At 41.8% G+C, this 23,270-nt stretch carries 17 protein-coding genes; 6 read left to right on the top strand and 11 right to left on the bottom strand.

What is annotated here, in order from left to right; genetic code table 11:
* Positions 1-29: 29 nt before the first annotated feature.
* On the top strand, positions 30-1,346 hold the full coding sequence (locus J3455_RS13325; protein ID WP_250661109.1) for a DASH family cryptochrome: 1,317 nt from the start codon (positions 30-32) through the stop codon (positions 1,344-1,346).
* Positions 1,347-1,457: 111 nt separating this feature from the next.
* A complete protein-coding gene (locus tag J3455_RS13320) occupies positions 1,458-3,140 on the top strand; it encodes a GGDEF domain-containing protein (RefSeq protein ID WP_349561897.1) in 1,683 nt (560 codons plus the stop codon).
* On the opposite strand, the gene J3455_RS13315 is transcribed toward J3455_RS13320, so the two are convergent.
* The 7 genes from J3455_RS13315 to fucP form a co-directional block, all read right to left on the bottom strand.
* A complete protein-coding gene (locus tag J3455_RS13315) occupies positions 3,126-3,695 on the bottom strand; it encodes a DUF2799 domain-containing protein (RefSeq protein ID WP_178927262.1) in 570 nt (189 codons plus the stop codon). The genes J3455_RS13320 and J3455_RS13315 overlap by 15 nt on opposite strands.
* 120 nt (positions 3,696-3,815) lie before the next feature.
* The gene (locus J3455_RS13310) at positions 3,816-5,483 is read right to left on the bottom strand and encodes an asparagine synthase-related protein (protein WP_167658031.1); all 1,668 of its coding nucleotides are present in this window, start codon (positions 5,481-5,483) and stop codon (positions 3,816-3,818) included.
* 106 nt (positions 5,484-5,589) lie between these two features.
* A complete protein-coding gene (locus J3455_RS13305; protein WP_178927261.1) occupies positions 5,590-7,473 on the bottom strand; it encodes an acetate--CoA ligase in 1,884 nt (627 codons plus the stop codon).
* Between the two features lie 211 nt (positions 7,474-7,684).
* The gene (locus J3455_RS13300; protein WP_178927260.1) at positions 7,685-8,455 is read right to left on the bottom strand and encodes a substrate-binding periplasmic protein; all 771 of its coding nucleotides are present in this window, start codon (positions 8,453-8,455) and stop codon (positions 7,685-7,687) included.
* 84 nt (positions 8,456-8,539) lie between these two features.
* Positions 8,540-8,920, bottom strand: a complete 381-nt coding sequence (locus J3455_RS13295) for a hypothetical protein (protein WP_294091876.1) — start codon at positions 8,918-8,920, stop codon at positions 8,540-8,542.
* Positions 8,920-9,291 carry a hypothetical protein gene (locus J3455_RS13290; protein ID WP_175580399.1) on the bottom strand — a complete coding sequence of 124 codons (372 nt, stop codon included), beginning with the start codon at positions 9,289-9,291 and terminating at the stop codon, positions 8,920-8,922. Before J3455_RS13290 ends, J3455_RS13295 begins: the two co-directional genes overlap by 1 nt.
* Before the next feature lie 59 nt (positions 9,292-9,350).
* Positions 9,351-10,664: an L-fucose:H+ symporter permease gene (gene fucP / locus J3455_RS13285; protein WP_294091872.1), complete on the bottom strand. Its 1,314-nt coding sequence runs from the start codon at positions 10,662-10,664 to the stop codon at positions 9,351-9,353.
* A 154-nt stretch (positions 10,665-10,818) separates the two neighbouring features.
* Here fucP and J3455_RS13280 point away from each other — a divergent pair, with 154 nt between their 5' ends.
* A complete protein-coding gene (locus J3455_RS13280) occupies positions 10,819-11,949 on the top strand; it encodes an ROK family transcriptional regulator (RefSeq protein WP_349561896.1) in 1,131 nt (376 codons plus the stop codon).
* Positions 11,950-11,982: 33 nt separating this feature from the next.
* Here J3455_RS13280 and J3455_RS13275 read toward each other — a convergent pair whose 3' ends face one another.
* Both J3455_RS13275 and J3455_RS13270 read right to left on the bottom strand, forming a co-directional pair.
* Entirely contained in the window at positions 11,983-14,022 is a 2,040-nt protein-coding gene (locus J3455_RS13275; protein WP_167658026.1) for a S9 family peptidase, read from the bottom strand.
* 141 nt (positions 14,023-14,163) lie between these two features.
* On the bottom strand, positions 14,164-15,396 hold the full coding sequence (locus tag J3455_RS13270; RefSeq protein WP_286259120.1) for a TMEM143 family protein: 1,233 nt from the start codon (positions 15,394-15,396) through the stop codon (positions 14,164-14,166).
* 239 nt (positions 15,397-15,635) lie between these two features.
* On the opposite strand from J3455_RS13270, the gene J3455_RS13265 reads away from it, so the two are divergent.
* The 3 genes from J3455_RS13265 (at position 15,636) to J3455_RS13255 (ending at position 18,856) form a co-directional block, all read left to right on the top strand.
* Positions 15,636-16,544 (top strand): GGDEF domain-containing protein, encoded by a 909-nt coding sequence (locus J3455_RS13265; protein WP_130050930.1) that lies wholly within the window; start codon positions 15,636-15,638, stop codon positions 16,542-16,544.
* A gap of 59 nt (positions 16,545-16,603) precedes the next feature.
* Entirely contained in the window at positions 16,604-17,188 is a 585-nt protein-coding gene (locus J3455_RS13260) for a YqaA family protein (RefSeq protein ID WP_130050931.1), read from the top strand.
* 81 nt (positions 17,189-17,269) lie between these two features.
* Positions 17,270-18,856 carry an L-lactate permease gene (locus J3455_RS13255; protein WP_349561894.1) on the top strand — a complete coding sequence of 529 codons (1,587 nt, stop codon included), beginning with the start codon at positions 17,270-17,272 and terminating at the stop codon, positions 18,854-18,856.
* Between the two features lie 58 nt (positions 18,857-18,914).
* On the opposite strand, the gene J3455_RS13250 is transcribed toward J3455_RS13255, so the two are convergent.
* Together J3455_RS13250 and J3455_RS13245 are read right to left on the bottom strand one after the other, a co-directional pair.
* A complete protein-coding gene (locus J3455_RS13250; protein WP_239977348.1) occupies positions 18,915-20,855 on the bottom strand; it encodes a phytase in 1,941 nt (646 codons plus the stop codon).
* Between the two features lie 58 nt (positions 20,856-20,913).
* Entirely contained in the window at positions 20,914-23,214 is a 2,301-nt protein-coding gene (locus J3455_RS13245) for a TonB-dependent receptor plug domain-containing protein (protein WP_178927252.1), read from the bottom strand.
* Positions 23,215-23,270: the final 56 nt, after the last annotated feature.

The raw sequence follows: 23,270 nt of genomic DNA, 5'->3' as shown, positions 1-23,270 counted from the left end.
TGTTTTTAAAGCTTCTAGTAGAGTAAATAATGAAAAAGCGTGTTTTATACTGGCTGCAAAATGACTTACGTTTGGTCGACAATGAAATTTTATCTGAATTAGCTGAGTTTAACGGCGAGCTAGATTTAGTGTATGTGATTGAACCACGCTGGTTTAGGCAAACTAACTTTCAGTCAAAACCGTATGGCACGCACAAGTACAACTTTTTACTTGAGAGTCTAGCTGCATTTGCAAAAGAGCTTGAGAAGCTTGGGCAAACTCTACATGTGATCACCGGAGAGCCAGAGCAAGTTATAACTCAGCGTTTGCGAAAATATGAAATTGAAGCATTGGTTTGTACTGAGCAGGTTGGTACTTATGAGCAAAAACAGCTTGGCAAAATCAAAGCATTATGCCCTCAAGTAACAGTGAAAACCTATCAGCAAGATACCTTGTTTAAAGCAAGTGACTTGCCATTCCAACTTGATAACCTACCTAAAAACTTTACAGCCTTTCGTAAAAAGGTAGAAGCAGAGTCAACATTTATAGCAGCGCCGCTGCAGCCTGTAAGTTACTTACCTCATCCCGTACAACTATGCCCTGAGAACACTGTTGATGATGCTCCAACTAGGTCAGGTAGTTTTAAAGGTGGTTTAATTGCTGCCCAACAACATTGTCGTCAGTACTTTTCGTCAAAAGCGCCGAGCAGTTATAAAGAAACACGTAATGAGTTAGACGGTTTTAGCAATAGTACTAAATTTAGTATATGGCTTGCTGGTGGCGAAATTAGCGCAAAACAGCTGTACAGAGAAGTTGAAATATATGAATTGCAAAACGGTGCTAATGAATCTAGTTATTGGATAAAGTTTGAATTGCTTTGGCGCGAATACTTTAAATGGCACGCAATGCAAATTGGCGCAAAACTTTTCCACTTTAACGGGTTAAAGCACAGTGCGCCACTGACCACTTTTAACAGTCACCGTTTTAATGCGTGGTGCCAAGGGTGCACACCATTTGCTTTGGTAAATGCAATAATGCATGAGCTTAATGCGACAGGCTATATTTCTAACCGTTCGCGGCAAATTGCGGCAAGCTGTTTGGTTAATGAGTTTGCTCTTGACTGGCGTTATGGCGCGGCCTATTTCGAACAACAACTCATAGATTATGATGTGGCTGCGAACTGGGGGAATTGGCAATATATTGCGGGCGTCGGTGTTGATCCTAGAGGCGGGCGGCATTTTCATATCAATAAGCAAACAGCGCTATATGACCCCTTGGCTCGTTATATTGATATATGGCAAGGAGAGCAAACAATTACAAACAGTGTGGATAGTGTCAATGAGGTGGATTGGCCGATATCTTCATAGCCTGTGTTAGATCAATATTCTTCACGGATTTTTAGTATTTTTTATTTTGTTAACTAGAATAATAATTAAGGCTTGCTTTAATTTTGAAAGGCCTAGTTAACAAGGCTAATTATGGTATTTAGTGAAGGGTATGATGCGATAAAATCGCAGCTTGGTTTTGACCTATCTCAGCTAATTCTCGACAGTAGTGATGCGGGAATTTGGCTTTGGAATGTAAAAACAGGCGAAACTGTTTTCAATGATAAATGGGCGAACATTATCGGCTATACACTGAAAGAGTTATCGCCAATTTCAATTGAAACCTGGCTCAGCTATGCTCATCCAGGCGACTTGCCAAAATCAGAACAACTTTTACATGCTCACTTCAAAGGGGAGTCAGAGCGCTATATCTGTGAAGCGCGCATGAAACACAAACAGGGACATTGGGTTAAGGTGCTCGATAAAGGAAAGGTGCACAGTTGGGATGAAGATGGTAATCCAGAGTGGATGCTTGGTGTTCATATCGATATTACTGAGCAGTGGTTAAAAGAGCGTGAAATTGATTTTTTACATGCCAAGTTGCAAAAATTTACTGATAACTTACCCGGGTTTGTTTATCAGTATGTAGTCGATAAAAACGGTAAGGCATGTTTTCCTTTTGCTAGTTCAAAAGTCTTTGATATCTATGGCTGTACTGCTAATGAAATAAAAAAATCTGCAGATTTAATTATGCAGATTATTCACCCTGATGACTTAGCCCGAGTTGTTAAAAGCATTGAAAAATCACGAGTAGAATTATGTGATTGGCACGAGATATACCGAGTTAATCACCCAAAAAAAGGTGTGATTTGGGTTGAAGGAAAATCGTCACCCATAGCCCGTGTGAATGGAAGCGTTGAATGGAATGGCTATATCGAAGATGTTTCAGAAGAAGTAAAAAGGAACGAGAAAATACAACTGCTTACAGCGGTTTTTTCAACAACTAGTCGCGGTATTTTGATTACAACGGCAGAGCCTAAAATTGTGGATGTTAATCCTGCATTCGAGCAGATAACCGGGTTTAAAAAATCGGATGTCATCGGAAAAAATCCATCCGTATTTTCAGCTAATCAGCAGCCAAAAGAGTTCTATGTACAGATGTGGGAAGTTCTCTTAAAGAGTGGCCGCTGGCAAGGTGAAGTATGGAACAAGCGTAAAACGGGTGAAGTATTTCCTGAACTGTTAACTATCGATGCATTGTATGATGAACATGGCCATATTAGTCATTTCATTGGGGCATTTGATGATATTTCGCAAGCTGTAGAAAAGCGCCAGCTACTTGCTCAATTAGTTAATCAAGACCCACTCACTAAGCTTTTAAATCGTCGTGGTTTAGATATCCAGTTGCATTCAATTACTCTTAGTGCGACAAGTGAAGAAAATTGGTTTTCATTGATTTATGTAGACCTTGATAACTTTAAACTGGTGAACGATACCTTTGGTCACGAGCAGGGCGATAATCTACTTCTTGAAATCAGTGAGCAGCTTTCACTTCAGCTGCGTGATAAAGATATATTAGCGCGCATTGGGGGCGATGAGTTTGTCATTTTATTGCCGAATTTATCGAAACATTTGGTTTGCCAAGACATTGCTGAGCGTTGCAAAAAAGCGGTTGAGGACGTAGCAAAGCGCTACGCAACCAAAGTGCCTGTCAGTGCTAGTTTTGGAATCGCGCTTTACCCAGAGAATGGTAAAAACGCGAAAGAGTTACTCGCCAATGCTGACGAGCAAATGTATCAGATGAAGCTTAAACATAAAGCCTCACCACTGGGTTGATATTTCGACACTAGGTAGTTTATTTAAAAGAGGTAACAATGCGCGCTCTTTGCGTAAATCTTTGCGTTCATGTTCTAAATCTTTACGTTCTCTATACAACTCTTTTTGTTGGCCATTATCGAGCTGATTGCTATTAAGCTCAGCGCGAATATTTTTTAAGCGCCGGTCAATATCGTCAATTCGGTCATCTATGTATGCGAGCCTTTGCTGTACTTGATATCTGTCGTTTCCTTCTTGCCATGCTTTACGAAAAGCGGTGCTGTTACATACCCCATTGTAAGAGACCCCTTGTATGCCAAGGGTAAAACCATTTTCGGGCTCACAATATACAGCCAGACCCAGATCGTACCCCACTTTATATTCAGCAATATCAGCACTAACGCCATATTCGCCGCATTGCGATAATGCATCTAGCCCATCGTGATATTCCGTTCCATCAGCACCATGTTTATAACCTATACCTTGCCAATTGGCTTGCAAACATTCATCTTTGCTGACAGAGGTACAGCCTGCTAATACGATTAATGACAGCAGAGGAAGTGTCCATTTTCTCATTAAAGTCTCGGCTTAAATTATTAATAACTGACTAGATTCTAGCCTGTAATGTATTTTTTTAGAAAGTAGTTTTTGTATTTCGTAATAATGCCCTCAGTTGAGGGCATTACACGCTTTTAATTACCACTGACAGAACCGCTGAGCAATGCGAATATTCGACTGTGCATTTTTTAAGTGTGCTAATTGTAATAAGCATAACGCAGTAAAGTGACTGCGTTTGATCAATTGATGGCGGTCAAAGCGCATAATCTCGTACCACAACTTAAATAGCTCGCCAAAACGCATCAGGTTGTTATTGTTAAATTGCCATTGTGATTGGTAGTTTACTTTAATTGGGCAAGGCATATGACCTGGGTATGCTTGCCATGGTGCAAGCATAGCTCGTGGATAACTGGTTTTCAGCCAGCGCTGATAAAAGCGGTGTTTACGTACATATTCAACAGGGACAGCTAGAGGATATTGCAGTACTTTCCACGAATAGAATGGATGGAAGAACTCCATTTTAAAGTCGCATACTTGCTCATTTGGAATGCTCAAATGATGGTGTTGATCATTGAGAAGTAAAAATAGCTGAAATGCTTTTTCGAGTGGTAATTCAGCCAAGGGTTTAAAACTAACTTTTAGGTTATCTATTAATTTTTGTTGCAGCATAGCCGCATTATGAACTACTGACTTTGGCAAATAAGCGTACTGCTGATCTAAATAAGCTTGAATGAGTTTATCAAGATTGTTTTCTTTTGCTGCTGCATAAATATCGTCGCCATAAAATACGGCACCTAAGCCAACACTGCCGCCATTACCTGACCAACTGATCTGTGGTCTTGTAACGGTTTTATATTCATTGTGATGCGCCTTACGCCAGTATTTACCAAGCCGCTGTTCAACAGAAAGCTTTTGCGTATCTCGTACTTGCACTACTTCAAGCTTAAGGGCGTTTTGCGAAGCATATTGTTTTGCGCAATAGAGATCTTGGCTATCTGACTTTGAAAAATTAAACGATTTGAGCTCAACCCCTTGGCGTAACAGTTCACAATTAATTAGTCGCGAATCTAGACCTCCAGAGAGGGTGCTCAGCACTTTTTTATCGGTGTGCATCGCTTTTGTAACAACACTGCGAAAAGCCTGAGTGACTCCATCAATTGCATCTGTCACCTCATGGTTTTGTTTGGCAAGGGCGACCCAGTCAAAGTAACGTTGTTTTACCACGCCATGGCTGACATCAAACCGTAATATTTCGCCTGGATATGAGCATTTAATGTTTTTATAAGGTGTGTGGTCAAGAAGCGGGTAGCCAAGCACAGCAAGCTCAGTGAGGGCTTCTGCATCGCTTTCAAGCTCAATACTCAACTGTTTAAATAAGCCTAAGTTGGTCGAAAATAGTAAGCCATGTGCAGTTTTTAAGGTATAAAATGGTTTTAACCCAAGTGGATCAGTAGCAAGTACTAAGCAGCCTAATTGGCTATTAAACTGGCAAAAGCTAAAAACCCCTTCACATTGCTGTAAACAGGTGTTGAGTGAGGTTGCATTTGCCATGGCCTTTAAATCATCACTACGGGAGCTGCTGAGTAAAGGATGGCCAATCAGCGTTGCAATTTGCGACTCAGTTTGCAACCAACTTGCTTGTTGGTATGCATCGAAATCATAGTGAAAAATAGCTCCATTCTCACAATCAAAGCGCTTAACATCTGTTTTTTTATAGCGATTAAATGCATCAGATAGTTGATTAATATAATGAAATTCTGTTTTGCCTAATTCATTGAATTGGATATAACCTGCGATAACAGCCATGTTAACTACCTTTTCGTTTGCTAACTTACTAGTGAAGTTGCAAGGCGTAGGCCAAAACGAATAAAGGCCTTACAACAAGGCCTTTGGGTAACATTACAAAAGCTGATCAGCGATTGTTAAGTTGTTGGTTGATCTCATCAAAAATACTCGCGTCATCAATGGTGGATGGAATTTGTAGTTCTTCACCATCGACCAGTTGGCGTAAGTTCTTTCTGAGTATTTTCCCTGAGCGGGTTTTTGGTAAGCGCTCAACATGAACGATTGTTTTCAAACAGGCAATAGCGCCAATTTGATGCCTGACTGTGTGGATAAGCTCTTGCTCCACCTCTTTGCTATCACCGAGGTAGTCGTCTTTGAGTACAATCATCGCCATCGGTAATTGGCCTTTTAGTGCGTCGTTAACACCAAACACTGCGCATTCAGCAACAGCTGGGTGAGCAGCCACAATTTCTTCCATTTCACCTGTTGATAAGCGGTGACCTGCGACATTAATAACATCGTCTGTACGGCCCATAATAAACAGATAACCATCATCATCAATATAGCCACCGTCACCAGAGAGATAATAACCTGGATATTCGTTTAAATAGCCCGCTTGAAAACGTTCATTGTTTTGCCAAATTGTTGGTAAACAGCCAGGTGGTAAGGGCAGTTTAATGACCACAGCACCACTTTCGTTTGCAGCGCACTGCTCACCATTCATATCAAGAATTTGTACATCAAAGCCCGGTGTCGGTACCGTTGAGCTGCCCGGTTTAGTTGCAAGTTGCTCGATACCAATTGGATTACAAGCGATAGCCCAACCTGTTTCTGTTTGCCACCAGTGGTCGAGCACTGGCAAGCCTGTGTTGTCTTTGAGCCACTCATAAGTTGGTGGATCTAAGCGCTCACCAGCAAGGAATAAGCGTTTTAAACTAGAGGTATCGTATTGTTTGAAGCCCTCGGCTGTAGGGTCCTCTTTTTTAATTGCGCGAAACGCAGTAGGGGCACTGAATAATGCGGTGACCTTGTAATCTTCAACCACTCGCCAAAAGGCACTTGCATCAGGTGTTCTAATTGGTTTGCCTTCATATAGTATTGTAGTGCAGCGATAAATAAGTGGCGCGTAAACAATGTAAGAGTGACCAACGACCCAACCGATGTCAGAGGCGGCCCAAAATACTTCGCCGGGTTTCATACCATACACAGTTTCCATGCTGTAATGCATTGCGACAGCATGACCCCCATTTTCTCGAACCACTCCTTTAGGTGTTCCTGTCGTACCAGAGGTATAAAGGATATAAAGGGGATCATCACCTGCCACTGGCACTGCACCCACTTCGCTCGCTGCATCTGAGGCTGATTGCCAATCGATGTCTCTGCCATCTTGCATCTCGGCAATAGCTTGTTCACGCTGAAATACAACACAGTGTTCAACTACATGCTTGGCGTTTTCGAGAGCTTCATCAAGCAAAGGCTTATATTCAATGACATGGTTGACTTCAACCCCGCAAGACGCTGTAAGCACAAGTTTAGGTTTTGCATCATCAATACGAACTGCTAACTCGTGCGGTGCAAAACCACCAAATACGACTGAGTGAATGGCACCAAGACGCGCACATGCCAGCATACCAATAACGGCTTGTGGGATCATTGGCATATAAATAACGACACGGTCACCTTTACTTACGCCAAGGGACTGCATAAGTCCCGCAAATTTGGCAACTTGAGTTTGTAACTCGCCATAGCTGTATTGTTGTTTAGTATTGGTAACAGGGGAGTCGTAAATCAGAGCGATTTGATCTGCAAAGCCTGCTTCGACGTGTTGGTCGAGGGCTAGGTAACTAGTGTTTAGCTGACCATCAGCAAACCAGTGATAAAAATCATTATCGTCATATTGATAGGGTGTACTAGGTTCTTTAAACCAAGGAACCCGTTTACTTTGTTCAAGCCAAAATTGGCCCGGATTGCGCTGAAATTGTTGATATTGTTGTTGATATTCGCCCGCCATAATGAGGCTCCTATACTTTTTAGTGAGAGATTTGTACAACGTATAAAAAAATATAAGGGGGATTTTGATTAAATAATATGCGACCTTGGTCGGCATCAGCTTCATTTATTCTTGGAAAGATATCTGGTGTTATTGAAATTTAGCTACAAAATCAATCAACTTTCGGGAAGATATGCTTATTCTCGAATTAAAAAATGATTTCAAATTTGCGTTATTTAGGGGCTGTGGGTAGAGGGAGCTGCCACTTTTCTAAAATGGCTTGGTATTGACCTGTTTCTTTAAGTGTCGAAAGTGCAATGCTTAACCTCATTGCCGTGTCAGGATTTAAATTCAAGTTTGCAGCTAAATAAAGCTCTGAAGGAAAGTCATCTAAGTGAAGGCTTTTATGAATTTTTTTAGCTTCTACATTTGATAAAACAAGTTCATTTTGCAGGGTGAGTGTATTGGTTAGTACAAAATCGATTCGTTCTTTTTCAAGCATCTGCCACAGCTGATGATAATGACTTACTAACACTAAGTTTTTATCTTCACTAAATCCTGCTTGCTTTAAATAATGTTCGCTGGAATAACCACGTATAGTCGCAACGCGGTATTTCTCAGCTTGTTTTAGGCTTTGTACTTCATGGTTTTGACTTTGAGAAGCCAGATCAACTAAATAAGCATCAGAGAAATACGTTTGCCCCAGCCATTTAAATTTAGCTTCACGAGCTGGGTTTTTTAAAAGCGAGATCATTAGTATGTTTGGATTGTTTTCAAGCTCATGAAAAGCCCGAGCCATCGGCATTATTCTAAACTCACCCGCTAGATCTGCCTGCGCTAAAGTAGCTTCAATAACTTCTATAAGTGCGCCATCTGCTTCGCCTTGCTGATTAATAAAGTGGTATGGAGGCAAGTCTTCAGCAATAAAGGTCAAATTATCCGCAGCAGTTGCACAACTGATGCACAGAAGCATGATAGCAATCAGTAATGAGCGAAACGGCATAAATATCCATTATTTATAAATAAACAATTAACATACTAATAAATCTTAATGCAAAGGTATAGGCTTTTAAAAGGCCTGGAATATTTAATTGCTTTTCTTACTGCGTGGTGCGCCCATTAAAATGCCCATGTGGCAAATACAGACCGATAAAAAGGCACTCAAGCCTAGTGCACCACCATAGCCATCCAATAGAGGGACTAAGTATTCAAATAAGATAGAAAATAGTAAAGAAGAAATAGTTAACGTGAAGAATCCAAAGCGCTTTGGTGCGCTCATACCAATAAACGTCCCGCCAAAAAATGCCACAGAGTAAAGCGCTAAATTTACTGGTAATAAGCTCAAAATGCCATAAGCAATAATGCTTGAGGCAGCAGATGCTCGAATGGCATCAAAGCGATTATGATGTGCTATTAGGTAGGTAGATAATGCACCTGCTAAAGCGGTTAGTGCTATAAATATATCCACTATAAGACTCCTTTAGCCATCATAAACAGAGCAACACTGGCAAAGGCAACACTACCAAGGCGACCACCAAAACCTGCAAATAGATTCATAGTTAGCATATAAAGACAGGCACCGATCAAAGAAATAAAACTTAGTTCCCAGTAACTATCAATTAAACTTGATGAGCACATGCCGGCAAAGCTTCCTGCGTAAATAGCTGCATAAGGGTGATTTCCAAAACGAGCCGGGAAAGGAATAAATGTGCCAACTAAACCGGTAACAGCGGCAGATAAAACAAGGGCAACATTGGCTTGGTCATGAAGCAAAAAGCAGGCAAAACAGCCAACAGAAAAGGCCAAAAATTTGACCAAGAAAAATGTAATATGTGCCATTAATTGATGATACACCTCGCTTAAGTAGGTAAACGAGGTGCATTATCTCATTGATGCGTTTAGTCCTGCAACTGCCCTGCGTGGAGTTTTATATCAGTTTGCTTAACGAAGTGAGCTGCTACTTTGCTGTGGTGACCATATAAAGCTACAACCAAAAAGCAAATGAGCGGAACAACAAATGACACAGCAGTGTTAAATGCATCGATAGTTGCGGCTTGGATCAGGGGTAAAAATGCTCCTCCTAAAATCGCCATAACTAAGCCTGCCGCGCCGACCTTTGCATCATCACCTAAACCCTCAAGTGCCGTCCCGTAAATAGTTGGAAACATCAAAGAGAGACAACTTGAAATAGCAACGAGTGCTATCACACCAGCTAAATTAACTTGGGTTGCAACAACAAAACAAAGTACGGCTGCACCTAAGGCCATAAAACGGAGCAATTTAGCCGCGTTTATAAAGCGCATTAGCCAAGTCATAATGAAGCGAGACACTAAAAACACCAACATAGAATACTGTAAGACTTGGCCGCCCGTAACTTCAGTTGTGTTAAGAGCTTCCATCGTATAGCCGATGGTGTAAGTCCACACACAAGTTTGGGCTCCAACATTAAAAAACTGTGCTAGCACACCAAATCGATAATGCTTATTTTGGTACAAATGTTGAAAGGTCTTTTTAAGCTTTCGAGCTGGTGTTGCCGCTTTTGCTACTGTTACAGGCGATCGGCTACAAAAGATACATAGCCACAGCAAGATTAAACAACACGCCATACCGACATACGGCACCATTACGGCATTAAGTTCAGCACTCACAACTGTTTTTAATTGCGCCTCACTCATTAGGGCGCGGCCAGCACTATCTGCTTGATTTAGGTTTGGCAAGATTAAAGTAGCCGCCAAAAACACACCTATATTAGTACCCACAGGATTGAAGGCTTGGGCTAGGTTGAGCCTGCGAGTTGCTGTTTGTTCGCATCCAAGCTGCATAACATAAGGATTTGCAGAGGTTTCTAAAATAGACAAACCGCCCGCAAGAATAAACAAGGCTAATAAAAAGTGACTATAGAGCATGGTTTGGCTGGCGGGATAAAACAGTAATGCTCCACATGCGGCCATGGCTAAACCAACTAGCAACCCAGTTTTGTAATTAAACCGTCTGTTAATCATTGCAGCGGGTAAAGCCAAGCAAAAGTAAGCGCCATAATAACTAAATTGCACTAAGGCAGATTGCAGCGCACTCATCGAAAATGTTTTGCTAAAAACTTTAACTAATGGGTCTGTCATATTGGCTGCAGTGCCCCAAGCTGCAAAGCAAATTGTAAGTAGAATAAAAGGCCAAAGCATTTGGCGCGATACAATAGCGGACTGTGTTTGCATAGCTCACCAGTTTAATGTGTTCATATTGTTGTAAGCGACAGTATTCACGACTATAAATAATAAATCAACTAGGTTGATTTATTATTTATAGTGGCAGATAGTATGACAAACAGGTCTAATAGGCCGGTCATGAGACTTTACTATGAAGGATGTTATGAATCGCAGTCTAAACCCAACAGTGAGAAGCTGTAACGAACGTGCCATCTTAAGCTTAATTAGGCAGCATGAAAGTATGCCTAAAGCGCAAATAGCTAAGGCGCTATCTTTATCTGCTCAAGCTGCGATGGTAAATATTAATAAGCTAGAAGAAGACAACTTATTACTGCGAGGAGCACCTTTAAAGGGACGAGTAGGGCAGCCTAGCGTGCCGTTTAGACTCAACCCAGATGGCGCATTTAGTTTTGGTTTGAAAATTGGTCGACGTCGTTTTGACCTTATTTTAGTTGACCTACAAAGTAACCAAAGAGCCAGCATATCAGTTGAAGTGGAAGAGCCCTCTGTCGATGAACTTAAAGCATTTTTAGAAATACATATCCCACAATTAAAAACTCAACTAGAGCCTGAATTAAGGGCGCGTGTGTGTGGTTTAGGTGTCGCAATGCCATTTGATATTTGGCAATGGCAAGCCGCTTCAGACACTGCAACAAATACCCTTAGTCAATGGCAAAATTTCGACTTAAAAGGTTACTTAGAAAGTCAGTTTAATTTACAGGTTTATATTAGTAACGATAATAACGCTGCCTGCTGTGCAGAACTAAGCCTTGGTAACCCTAATAACTACAGCGATTTTTTGTATGTTTATTTGGGGGCTTTTTTAGGTGGGGCTGTGGTGATTAACCACCAACTTCTCGGAGGTAAAAGTGGTAATGCCGGTGCTATAGGCTCAATGCTAAACGCTGATCGGGAGCAGTTACTTAGTCAATGTTCATTACTATCATTGCAAAGCGAGTTTGATAAGCAGCAACTTAGCATTTCAGTGTACGAGCTAACTGACAGTCAGTTTACAGAGCATAAACGACTAGTTCAGCCTTGGCTTGAAAAAGCTGCTGAGGCTATCAGTATTGCCATGCATAACAGTTTGAGTTTGTTAGATATGCAAGCGGTAATTATTGATTCGCCACTGCCAAGTAAGGCTTTACAACTGCTCAAACAGCTATCTGTTGAAGAATTTACAAAGTTAGATAGTCGGGGGTTGCGCTCGTGTGAAGTGAGTTTAGGTATTTGTGGAGAAAAAGCGCAGTCGATAGGTTCTGCTCAACTCGCGCTTAGTCGTCATTATTTTTAAACAGGAGTGAGCAGCTCACTCCTGTTTAAATTATTACTTCTGATATTGTTTGAACCACGCAAGCGTGTATTCAATTTTAGAAATCATGCGTGATGGACGACCTGCAATACCATGTGGCGAGCCTGGTACACGAATAAGTACGGTATCTACTTTTTGCAGTTTTAGTGCTTGGTAGAATTGCTCTGATTCTGAAATTGGCGTACGGCGGTCTTCTTCACCTGTCATAATCAATGATGGCGTGGTTACGTTACCTACTAATGAAAGCGGCGAACGTTTCCAGTAATGCTCAACATTATCCCATGGCATGCCAGGGAATTGGTTACGAATTTGACCAATGTAGCTGTCAGCTGAAAGAGTTTTACTTAACCAGTTGATCACCGGTTTGGTAATCGCAGCTGCGTTGAAGCGGTTTGTTAAACCAACCGCATAAGCCGTTGCGATACCACCTGCTGAGCCACCAGCAATAAATAAGTTATCTTTGTCGATAAAGCCTTTAGCAATCATCGCATCAACCGCAGAGTTATGATCGGCAAAGTCCTCTTCAGAGCTGTATTTACCGTCTAGCAGTAATGCAAAGTCTTTACCGTAACTTGTTGAACCACGGTAATTAACATACACAACCACGTAACCTTCAGCGGCATAACGTTGTAATTCAGCAGTAAAGCTTGGGCCATAGGCCAGGTGTGGGCCGCCGTGAATTTCAACCATTAATGGATATTGCTTGCTTTCATCAAAATCAGGTGGTGTGATGTACCAACCTTGAATTGCTTGGCCATCGAACTGCGATTTAACATTCAGCTCGTGCACTTTACCAAGCTTTTTATGACCTAACACATCTTCGTTTAATGAAGTGAGCGTTTTCTTTTTACCTTTGTAAAGGTAGCCTAAATCAGCTGGGCGGTATTCACTGCCTGTGGTGTACGCAATAGCGCCATTATTGGCCATGCTGAAACTACCACTGATATACGGACGACCAATTGAAGTGCCCGACACGGTATCAGTTAAATCAGTTACCTTACCGCGGCTGTTTACTTTAGCGAGCTTACGCTTACCAAAATCATCGTACTGAATAACAAAGTCGCCATCGCCTGACCACTTATAATCAGCCACTGAACGGTCTAATTTTTCAGTAATATGCTTGATTGATTTATCATCTAAATCGAGCATAGATAGTGTTGAGTTAATATAAGGCACAGGCGCGTTGTCACGGGCAACAAAGGCAAGTTCATCACCGTCTTTAGCGTAACGAGGCTTAGTTTCACGGCCAGGCAAATCAGTTAGCTGCGTAAGCTCACCTGATTTTACATTAATTTCATAAAGGTCTGACTCAGTTGTGCGGTACTCCCACTCATCATTGCGATCAGCAGAAAAAGCCAGTTTTGTGTTACTTGGATCCCATGCTAGTGGGCCATAATGCTGATAATCACCCGATGTTAACTGACGCGGTGTGCCACCCGAAACCGGAATAACAAAAACGTGACGATATGAAGGCTCTAAAAAGCCAGCGCCATCAGCTTGATAGCGTGCCTTTTCAAAAACTCTAACAGGTTTTGACCACTCGGCACCTTTTGGTTTCTTCGGTAGTTTTACTGATTTAGCGAACGCAGATTTACCTTCAGGAATGCTCATAGTGAAAGCAATTTGCTCAGAGTCATTCGACCAGGTTAAGTTACGTACTGATTTTGGCAGTTGCGTTAATAATGCTTGTTTGTCTTGCGCTAACCAATAAACGTGAAGTTGATTTGAGCCGCTTGAGTTACTGGTAAAAGCAATTTTCTTGCTATCTGGAGACCAAGTAGGTTGGCTATAGTTATGCTCATCAGAGAACAGCGGTGTGTGTTGGCCAGATTTTATATCGTACAGCCAAAAGCTACGCTTGTTGCCATCTTTCATGATGTCGTAGCCGCTGCGCACATAAACGATTTTTTTACCGTCTGGACTTATTTGTGGGTCACCTGCGTATTCAAGTTGAAAAATATCTTCTGAGACAAACTTGTCGTTAGCATATACCTGAGCCGTCGTTGCTGCGCATAGCAAACTTGCTCCAATGAGGATTGTTTTTTTTAATTGCATGGAATGGTCTTTTTTTAGCCGTAAAATTTTATCCTAAAAGCAGAGCATTCTGTGCGCAAGCACATTGAGATAAAGTTGCATTTACCCCAGTTGAATTAACGCAAAGTCTATTTGTGCGTGCTAGTAGCTGATTTTAAAGGCTTAGGAAAACTTAAAATAGTCATCCCAACGCGTATCTAAGCGCTGTTTGGCCTTATCTAAATCAACTGCTGTATAAACGTCATCTTGCTGATTAACCAGCTCAAGCTTTACGAGCTTGTTTAAGGCATCATCAATTTCGAAATCGAGTTGGCAATTGTGTTGTTCGTTGAACCACTGCTCAATTCTCTTATCTAATTGTTCTGCGCTCATTGCTGTGTTGGCTTTTAATAAAAAGGTGTAGGCAAGCAGAGCTTCTTTAACATCCTCTTCTTCAGCTGCGTCGACAAGGGTATGAAAAACACCAGCGTTGTTATCCAAGTTTTTAAAATATAAGTTGTCGGCCAGTGCTTTCATAAAGCGAATTTTACGGTTTTTAAATTTACTCCACTCTTTAAAGATAAAGCTGCCAAACACTCCCATGCCGATTGCAAAGGTTATAAAGTGCTGCTGACTCATGTGCACTTCTTCACTACGCCAACCACCCCAAAAAGCAATCATAGCAATAAGAAGTAGAATTGAGGCGCCTAATTTTGTTACTAAAACTACAGCACCACCAATTAGTGCTGATGAGCCAATAATGAGTTTATCTATAGGGCGCATTTTTACTTCACTATTGGGAAACAGCATTTCTAAATCGGCTTTTGGTACATTCTGGAATAGTTTGACGATAGTTGAGTTTGGCTCAAAGCCTAGCGGCATTTTGCCTTTTTTTAAAAAATACTGCTCGTCTTTAAAGCGGATGAATACGGCAACGCGGTCGTAGTTAGTAAACTGAATTTGCTTTTTCTTAAGCCCCCAGAAGCTTCGCAAAGTCTCGGTTTTTTGCGATTCGCCACGACGGTAAAATACCACTTCAGCAAAATCATCAAACTCAACGGCCAAACGCACTTTAAATAATGACTCTTCATTAAGCGCGTCTTGTAAGTCTTGATTGGTAATGGTTTCAAAGTTGGCAGCATTGAGTACCGTGGCAAAATCTTTTGCAAACGCAGATTGATAGCAGGCACGTTGCTCGTTGGTAATCGGTTTTAGTGTGCGGGTGTCGCTATTTGGGTCAAATGGCGCGTAATTATCTTTTAATGATTCCAACAGTTCGTGATATTGATAATGTGTCACGCTTTGTAGTAATACACAAAACTCTATAAATGACGCTTTCTGCCGTTCGCCCAAGTAGACTTGGCAAAGGTTAATAATGTCGTGTTTTCGAAAAGGAATAAATCGTGTGTTAGTCATTATGCTAGTAAATGTATTAAACAGAATCCGCATAGATGATAAAAAAATGATGCCAGAAATGCGATATTTATCAGAAAATAGCGTAAATGTAGAACTTTTTACTGAGCAAAAGGGGTTGTTTTTAGGCTGAGTTCTTCAGTCAAAATGCTGGTTTTTGAAATTCACAGGCGCTTTGTCATGTACTTTTAAACACGCTTTGCTAATGTTGGTTCAATTGCAGTAAGTTGTCGTGATCTCTTATGAGTAAACAACCCCCAACAATCAAAGTGAAAGCTGAGTTAAGTTCAGTACCGCTAGTTATAAAGCAGTTATTTATCAGCGTGTTTATTATGTCATTACTAATGATTGTGGTGATATACCTCTACCATTTTTATCGATTAGAAAATGATATCTACCTCAATGGCGTATTAACAGATGCGATTAATTTACTGATCCTCATATGTATGTTCGCTTTTGTACAAACATCGGTAGTTGCAAAAAGAAGCTATATATTTTTAAGTATTGGTATTTTTTTGTGGAGTGTTGGGCTGACTTTTGACTTTCTTGATGAGCTAGTGTTCCAACCTATCTGGGTTGGGATTTATATTGAAGATATTAGTCGAACGATTGGTATGTTGGTCACTGGTTTTGGTTTGTTTTTAGTATTGTCAGATTTAGCAAAAACTCGTGAACAGTTAGAGGAAGAGCTTAAAACCGATGTGCTTACTAAGGCTTATAACCGCCGATATTTTTATCACTATGTACAACAGAATCAAGACCGACCATTTAGTATTGTGATTGTAGATATTGATCATTTTAAAGCGATAAATGATGAGTACGGCCATGATGTGGGTGATCAGGTACTGGTTGATTTTGTGCTGCAGTGCCACAAGGCATTAGAGCAAACTATTTTATTTGCACGTATAGGTGGAGAAGAGTTTGCTTTATACGTACCAACTGATGATCGCGTAATATTGAGCCAGACCTGTCAACAACTGCTATGTATGGCAAGTAACGTTTTGGTTACTCCTAGTAAAACGCTCAGCGTAAGTGTGGGGTCAGCAATTAAACGTACTACAGAAACGTTTAGCAATACTATGAAGCGTGCCGATCAGGCGCTTTATTTGGCTAAAAACCAAGGTCGTAGCCGTTATATTCATAATCCGTAAGGTACGGTTAAGGGTTTTTGTTGTAATCTAAAACGCAACAAAAAAATTAAGGATGAATAATGGCGATTGCTAAAAAGCTTAAGCAAAAAACACGGCAGTTTATCGACTCAAAACATATGCTTAAATCGATTACGGTGGCATCATTTTTAGAGTCAACCATAGTGCCAATACCTCTTGAAGCTGTACTTGTTCCGTTAATGCAAGCCCGTCGTGAAAAGCTTTGGTTAATTGCATTAATGGCGACGATTGGCTGTATTGTCGGCGCTATTTTTGGTTATGCCCTCGGCTATTATCTATTTGATGTGGTTGGGGATTGGGTTATTAATACCTTCTCAAACCCAGAGCAATTTGAGCAAGTTAAACAAAAAATGCAAGCACAAGGCTTTTGGTTTGTATTGACGCTCGGCATTGTGCCCATCCCATTTCAAATTGCCATGCTTGCCGCTGGAGCAACTAAGTATTCAATTTTTCTATTTTTACTGGCAACGGTCATTGCTCGTTCAATCCGGTACTTTGCCCTTGCCGCGGTTGTGTATTACGCGGGTAATCAGGCTGAGCGAATTATTCAAAAGCACAAAACCAAAGCGTTAGTCGCTATTTCTGTGTTAGTACTGTTACTTTGGTGGCTCAGTACACTCATTTAACAAATAAAAAATACTGATTATGATTATCCTGTCTATACTTTGAATTAAGGAAAGCGCTTAATAAAAACAACAGGATGACCCATGAATACCCTAGTGGCTGCACTACCTATTTTGGTGCTGATCTGGATGATGGTAAAACGCAGCCCCATCGCTTCCTATATTGCCTTACCAATAACGGCGCTACTCGCTGCTTTACTGCAACTGTTTTACTTTCAAGCTGATTTACGGCTATTGCTTGCAAATTCGTTTGCTGGTGTGTTGTCTGTTATGACGCCTATTTCGATTATTGCTGGAGCTATTTTACTTAACCGCATGTTGGCAATATCTGGGGCCGAAACCACGATAAAACATTGGCTCGAATCTATTAGCAGTAATCAGGTTGCACAGTTGATGATCATAGGTTGGGCATTTGCATTTATGCTCGAAGGCGCATCGGGGTTTGGTACGCCAGCGGCCATCGCTGCACCTATTTTGGTCGGACTTGGTTTCTCGCCTTTTAAAGTGATTGTTTTTACTTTGATTCTAAACTCGATTCCCGTGTCTTTTGGGGCTGTTGGCACGCCTACTTGGTTTGGTTTCTCGGCGCTACAATTAGATGATGAACAAGTGCTCGCTATCTCAAGATGGACGGCGCTTTGTCATGTTGTTGCTGCTTTGGTAATTCCTATGATTGCGCTGTGTATTGTGCAGCCACTGAAAACGGTTCGTAAAAATAGTGTGTTCATTTATTTAAGTGTGTTTTCATGTGTCTTACCTTATTGGTTGTTTGCCCAGTGGAATTATGAGTTTCCATCACTGATTGGCGGTGCAGTGGGGCTATTGCTCACTATCTTTTTAGCGAATAAGGGAGTGGGGTTAGATAACTCAGCTGTAAATATACAAAGCATGAAAGGCAAGGTTGAGCTCACACCAAAAGCGCTGTTTTTAGCTTTATTCCCGTTATTACTGTTAATTGTTGTGCTGGTCATAACCCGTATTCATCAGCTAGGCATTAAAGCATTGCTTAACGACGAAACGCTCTGGTTGAGTATTCATTTGGGCTTTGCACAATTTGAATTAAGCAAAGCGCTGATCTTATCTTTACATGATATATTCGGCACCTCAGTGGGGTGGTCGTATAAAACCTTATTTGTACCGGCGTTGATCCCGTTTGTATTGGTTGTGCTGATCTGTGTACCGTTACTTAAAATGAGCAAGCTACAAGTTAAACAGATGTGCACCGATACCTTAGGGCGTATTGCTCTGCCATGTATTGCCTTAATTGGGGCGCTGGTGATGGTTAATGTTTTAATGCAAGGTGGCCATAATGCGCCCATATTTTATATGGCGAGCACCTTTGCTAATGTAAGTGGAGAACATTGGGTATTATTTGCCTCATATTTGGGGGCGCTCGGGACTTTCTTTTCGGGCTCGGCAACGGTGTCTAATCTTACCTTTGGCGGTATTCAATATGGCATAGCAGAGCAAGTGGGCTTATCAGAAACTTTAGTGCTTGCGTTGCAATCAACGGGTGCGGCGATGGGGAACATGATCTGCATTAGCAATATTATTGCTGTAGCCAGTATTGTTGGAGTTAATAATCAAGAAGGGCCAGTGCTTAAGAAAACCTTTTTGCCTATGCTAATTTACGGTGCAATAGTAGGGGGCTTTAGTTATCTATTTTACTGATTAAACATGTTCAGATAAAAAAGGTGCCCAGATAAACCGAGCACCCTTACGGAGTAATTTATTGAATGGCTTTTTTTACTTCGCGCCAGTCAATAATCTTAAAGTTTTGCGGTGCTTGTGGCATACGGTTGTAACCATCTTGCACAATTAGCACCCCTTCAGGGTAGCCTGGTAGCGCAGCCGGTGTCACCGTTAGGCCATCGGTTTCTGATACGCCATCGATTGCTAACTCTAGGTTATTGCTGATTGCAAATTTACCCGCAAACTCAAGGCTAGGGGGATTGCCATCGATAATTTTATAAAGCACATAGCTGTAATCACCTTGGCTAGAAACCACTAAATAACGGGCATCTTTAGCGTGGTAGATTTCCATGCCTTCTACATCATCCACCAGCATATCGTTCACGGTTTGTAGCATTACAGGTTTATTTTCTGCTGTAGGCTCAGCACCAATAAACCAAATACCTTCGTCTTCTTCACCTAAAAATAGCTGTGCGGTTTTATCATCTGCACTGCAACCTTCAGGTTGGCTCGGAACACTAAATTCGCGCACTAGTTGTGCTGATACGCTCTCATTATTACCGATTAGTTTGTATTGCTGAAACAGACCTGACTTATCATTCATAAACACATAGTTACCGGTGTTTGATGAATACATACACATACCGTAAATTTCTTTTAGAGTCGTTGGCAGCTCTGCAATATGTTGCACCTGATTGTGAGTATCGACGCTGTAAACACTGATGCTGTTATGAGTACGGTTACTGCCAGCAATCCACGTATTAGTTGCGTTGTTGATACTTGCATGTTGGCGCACATCAACATTATTTAAACGGCCAGTTTCTAGCGCTTGTAGCTCTTTGCCAGTAAGGTCATACACCATTAAACCACGACGTTTATCGGTGCCTAAAATCAGGCTTTTTGCTGCATTGCTTGGGTTTACCCAAATTGCAGGATCATCGGCGGCATCACCAAAAGCACGTACTGCATCGGTTTGCGCTTGTGCATTAATGTAAGTAACAGCAGTTGTTTTAGCGCTATTTTTTAGCTTAGCTTGTCTCTGGGTTTGGCCCTCGATTTGACCTTTTACATAATGACCAGATTCATCATCGTATAACACGATGTCAGCTTGATTATTATTAAAGCGCACTGCGGCAGATTCAATTGCCAGTTCTCCAGCAAATTGCCAGCTGCTAAAACGTTTAGTTTTACTTTCGTAGCGATGTAATTGGTTATCTTCAGAAGTGGTGAACCATAAGCTGCCATCATCTGATGTGCTTAAACCGCCAACTTCAGGCGCTAAGCTGCCAAATGGCGACATCATAGCAATGGGCTTTTTATCAGCCCGAGATTCGGCATCTGCGTTAATTTGCCAAATGCCTAGCTCACCTTCACTTAGGTAAAGGGTTTTGCTGTTATCATCAACCGCGCAGCCTGATGTTTCACTTACACCGGCAAACTCGCGTAATTCAAGGTTTAATGCACGTTTGTTTGCAATATCAAACACTAAAGTCTCGCGGATAAGGCCGCGGGCATCAGCCACAAATGCTGACACAGCTTGAGTTGTCGGGTTAGCAAATAAGCACACAGCCTCAGGTTTTGCTTTAGGTGGGCTGATACGGCTAATTTCGGTTAACTGCCATTTTGGTGCTTTTTGTAAGCTAAAAATGACTGCTTGGTCAGCTTCGTTATCGATGCTGGCAACAAGGTAACTATTTTTGTTGATTGCTTTAACAGAGAGCGCTTCGAAATTACCTTTTTGTAATGCGTGCTGTTTACCTGTGGCATCAATGAGTTGTAAGCCTTGGCTTTGTGAGCTCAATAACCAAGCGTCATCAGCAAGGGCTGCTGCTTGTGAGCCTTGCATATTTTCAGTTGTGCCAAAGGCTGTTAATTGGTTTTTACTTGGCGCCTCGGTCGCTGTTGTTTGGCTACAGGCTGCTAGGGTGCTTAGCATCACTGCACTGGCTACAAGGTTAAGTGGTTTTGTAAAATTCATGGGATCCCCAAATATAAAACAAGGCAGCAATGAGCTGCCTTAATAACTCTTTTGTGTATTAAAATGCGTAGCGCAGCATTAACTGAATAACCGGGCCTGCTTCTTCAGACTCCAGTTCATACTCGTCAAAGTCGCGGTTGATTTGGTCATCAACGGTGTCGAACTTGTTAAAAGTTTCGTCCTTGCTCGCATCAAGTAGGTTTGAGCCTACTAAACGAAGCGTGACGTCTTGCCAGCGTTTTTCTACGAATACTTCAAGGTCTGCGCCGTAGTGTGTGGTTACTTCTTCACCTACGATGCGGCCATAAGCATCACCTTGTTTACGGTAAGTTGCACCGAATGAAGCGCCTAAATCAGGCAGGTCTTGAATAAAACCAACGTTAAATACGTAGTCAGATTGGTCGTTGAATTTACGGCTACCAAAGGTGTCATCTACTTCTGAATCGAGCCATGAGTAGTTAAAGAATACTCCTGTGTTTGGCATGCTAATAGCGCTTAACGGGGTTGATAAATCAAGCTCGATACCTTGAACATTGCCATCACCGGTGTTACGAGGTTGCAAAATATAAGTACCATCACCTTCTGACCCTTGCTGGCCTGTATTGGCAATTTCGATAAGATCAGTGACATCGCGGTAGAACACATTGATACCCACTACACCGCTTTTACCTAAGCGATACTCATAACCTAAGTCCATACCCCATGATGATTCTGGTTGTAGGTCTGGGTTACCTAAAAAGTCGTTATCGCCTAGTTCTTTTTCAAGTAGAGCGGGGGTGATGTAGTCAAAATCAGGGCGACGTAAGCTACGCGCTACAGAGGCACTCACACGGCCGTTTTCTGAGACGTTGTAGCGTAAGTGTGCCGATGGCAAGAAAAAGTCATAATCGTTTTTAGCGCTCACACCTTCTGCTTTGTCAGTAATGGTTGAGTCGGTTGTTTCATATCGTACACCTAACTCCCACGAGAAGTCTTGGTCTTCGTGCTTAACTAATGCAAATACATCGAGGCGGTCTTCTTCGAGTTTATTTACACCACCAGCGGCTGCTTCAAACTCGTTGTTAAAGCCTGCCAGTGACAGTGGTGTTTTGCTGAACTGATCCCAGCTTGTAAAGCTTTGTTCGCTTTCATCTTCGGCTTGATAGACGGCGGTATCTCGCTCTTTACCTTGTACAAAGGCACCGAATTGAATCGTTTTGTTCTCGCCTGCAAATAGGCTGTGTTGCCATTGTAATGACCATTCTTTGTCATCAAGGTCTACGGTTTCTTCTTCTTCCTCAAACACCATAGGCAGCTCAGAAGTATCGATTTCTACTTCTTGCTCGTAAACAGACTCTTCAAAGCTTGCAAAACCAAGCTTGAATTTACTGGTGCCACCAAAAAGGGGTAACTCATAACCTGAGTTGATGTTGTAGTTTGTTTGATCGATGAAAGACACATTAGCGTTGTCGGTTTCAAGATTACCACCTTCAACAATCGAGTTATTGATTGCTGTTGGGTCATCATATTCGAATGAGCGCTCATCTTCAGTTCGGTCGGTATCAACCCAAATCGCGCTGATATCGAACTTGCTGCCATCATCAAAGGCTATTTCGTAGCTGGCATTTAGCGAAGTATCGTCACCGTCACGAGTATCTGATTGATCTTCGCGGTTATCGAATTCTTCAGTTTTGTAATTGGCGTTATTCTCAGGGCTGTCGCCATAGCGTAAGCTTGATTTCTGTTTTGGGTTATAACGACCTTGTAAGTTAGCGCCAAGTAACAAACGGCCACCAGCAAACTCAGTGCCGTAAACACCGGCAAAGCTTTCTTTTAATTCGCCATCGTCATAACGCAGGCCACCCGCACGAAGGTAACCACCATCTAGGCTGTAACCGTCACGCAATACAATGTTTAGAGTACCGGCAATGGCATCTGCAGAGCGGTTTGCACTTGAAGCACGAATAATTTCAACACGCTCAATTAGCTCAGCAGGAATACGGTCAACAAAAAATGAGCGGTCAGCACCAGCACCAGGTACTTCTTCACCATTAATAAGGACCTTGGTGTAAGCGGGGCTTAAGCCGCGCATACGCGCGCCATCAGACTCTAAAACATCTGATAAAAACGTCACACTGGGTACACGTTTTAATGCATCACCGGCAGTAAGAGGTTCAAAGCGCTGAAAGTATTCTTGTGAGTATTCAAGCGTCGGTGCCAGCTCTTGTGAGCGGTTGCGATAACCGATTTCGCCATATACAACAAGCTCTTCAGAGACTTTTACTTTTTTCTCTTCGCTGCTTTGCTCATCTTGTGCGTAAGCGGCAAATTGACATAAGGCGAGGGCGCTAACTAACGCCTTCGTTTTAAATTGTTTCATGGGGTTGCTCCTGGTTGTCCTTGGTTTGACGAGCAAAGTACGCAGCTTAAATGACG

Origin of the sequence: Pseudoalteromonas sp. NFXS39 (assembly GCF_040148775.1) — a bacterium.
Classification (GTDB): Bacteria; Pseudomonadota; Gammaproteobacteria; order Enterobacterales; family Alteromonadaceae; genus Pseudoalteromonas; species Pseudoalteromonas apostichopi.
This window is presented reverse-complemented; position numbering and strand designations above follow the sequence as displayed.

Coding starts and splice junctions, on each gene's coding strand:
- J3455_RS13325 (WP_250661109.1), top strand. CDS start 30: ATGAAAAAGCGTGTTTTATACTGGCTGCAAAATGACTTACGTTTGGTC.
- J3455_RS13320 (WP_349561897.1), top strand. CDS start 1,458: ATGGTATTTAGTGAAGGGTATGATGCGATAAAATCGCAGCTTGGTTTT.
- J3455_RS13315 (WP_178927262.1), bottom strand. CDS start 3,695: ATGAGAAAATGGACACTTCCTCTGCTGTCATTAATCGTATTAGCAGGC.
- J3455_RS13310 (WP_167658031.1), bottom strand. CDS start 5,483: ATGGCTGTTATCGCAGGTTATATCCAATTCAATGAATTAGGCAAAACA.
- J3455_RS13305 (WP_178927261.1), bottom strand. CDS start 7,473: ATGGCGGGCGAATATCAACAACAATATCAACAATTTCAGCGCAATCCG.
- J3455_RS13300 (WP_178927260.1), bottom strand. CDS start 8,455: ATGCCGTTTCGCTCATTACTGATTGCTATCATGCTTCTGTGCATCAGT.
- J3455_RS13290 (WP_175580399.1), bottom strand. CDS start 9,291: ATGGCACATATTACATTTTTCTTGGTCAAATTTTTGGCCTTTTCTGTT.
- fucP (WP_294091872.1), bottom strand. CDS start 10,664: ATGCAAACACAGTCCGCTATTGTATCGCGCCAAATGCTTTGGCCTTTT.
- J3455_RS13280 (WP_349561896.1), top strand. CDS start 10,819: ATGAATCGCAGTCTAAACCCAACAGTGAGAAGCTGTAACGAACGTGCC.
- J3455_RS13275 (WP_167658026.1), bottom strand. CDS start 14,022: ATGCAATTAAAAAAAACAATCCTCATTGGAGCAAGTTTGCTATGCGCA.
- J3455_RS13270 (WP_286259120.1), bottom strand. CDS start 15,396: ATGACTAACACACGATTTATTCCTTTTCGAAAACACGACATTATTAAC.
- J3455_RS13265 (WP_130050930.1), top strand. CDS start 15,636: ATGAGTAAACAACCCCCAACAATCAAAGTGAAAGCTGAGTTAAGTTCA.
- J3455_RS13260 (WP_130050931.1), top strand. CDS start 16,604: ATGGCGATTGCTAAAAAGCTTAAGCAAAAAACACGGCAGTTTATCGAC.
- J3455_RS13255 (WP_349561894.1), top strand. CDS start 17,270: ATGAATACCCTAGTGGCTGCACTACCTATTTTGGTGCTGATCTGGATG.
- J3455_RS13250 (WP_239977348.1), bottom strand. CDS start 20,855: ATGAATTTTACAAAACCACTTAACCTTGTAGCCAGTGCAGTGATGCTA.
- J3455_RS13245 (WP_178927252.1), bottom strand. CDS start 23,214: ATGAAACAATTTAAAACGAAGGCGTTAGTTAGCGCCCTCGCCTTATGT.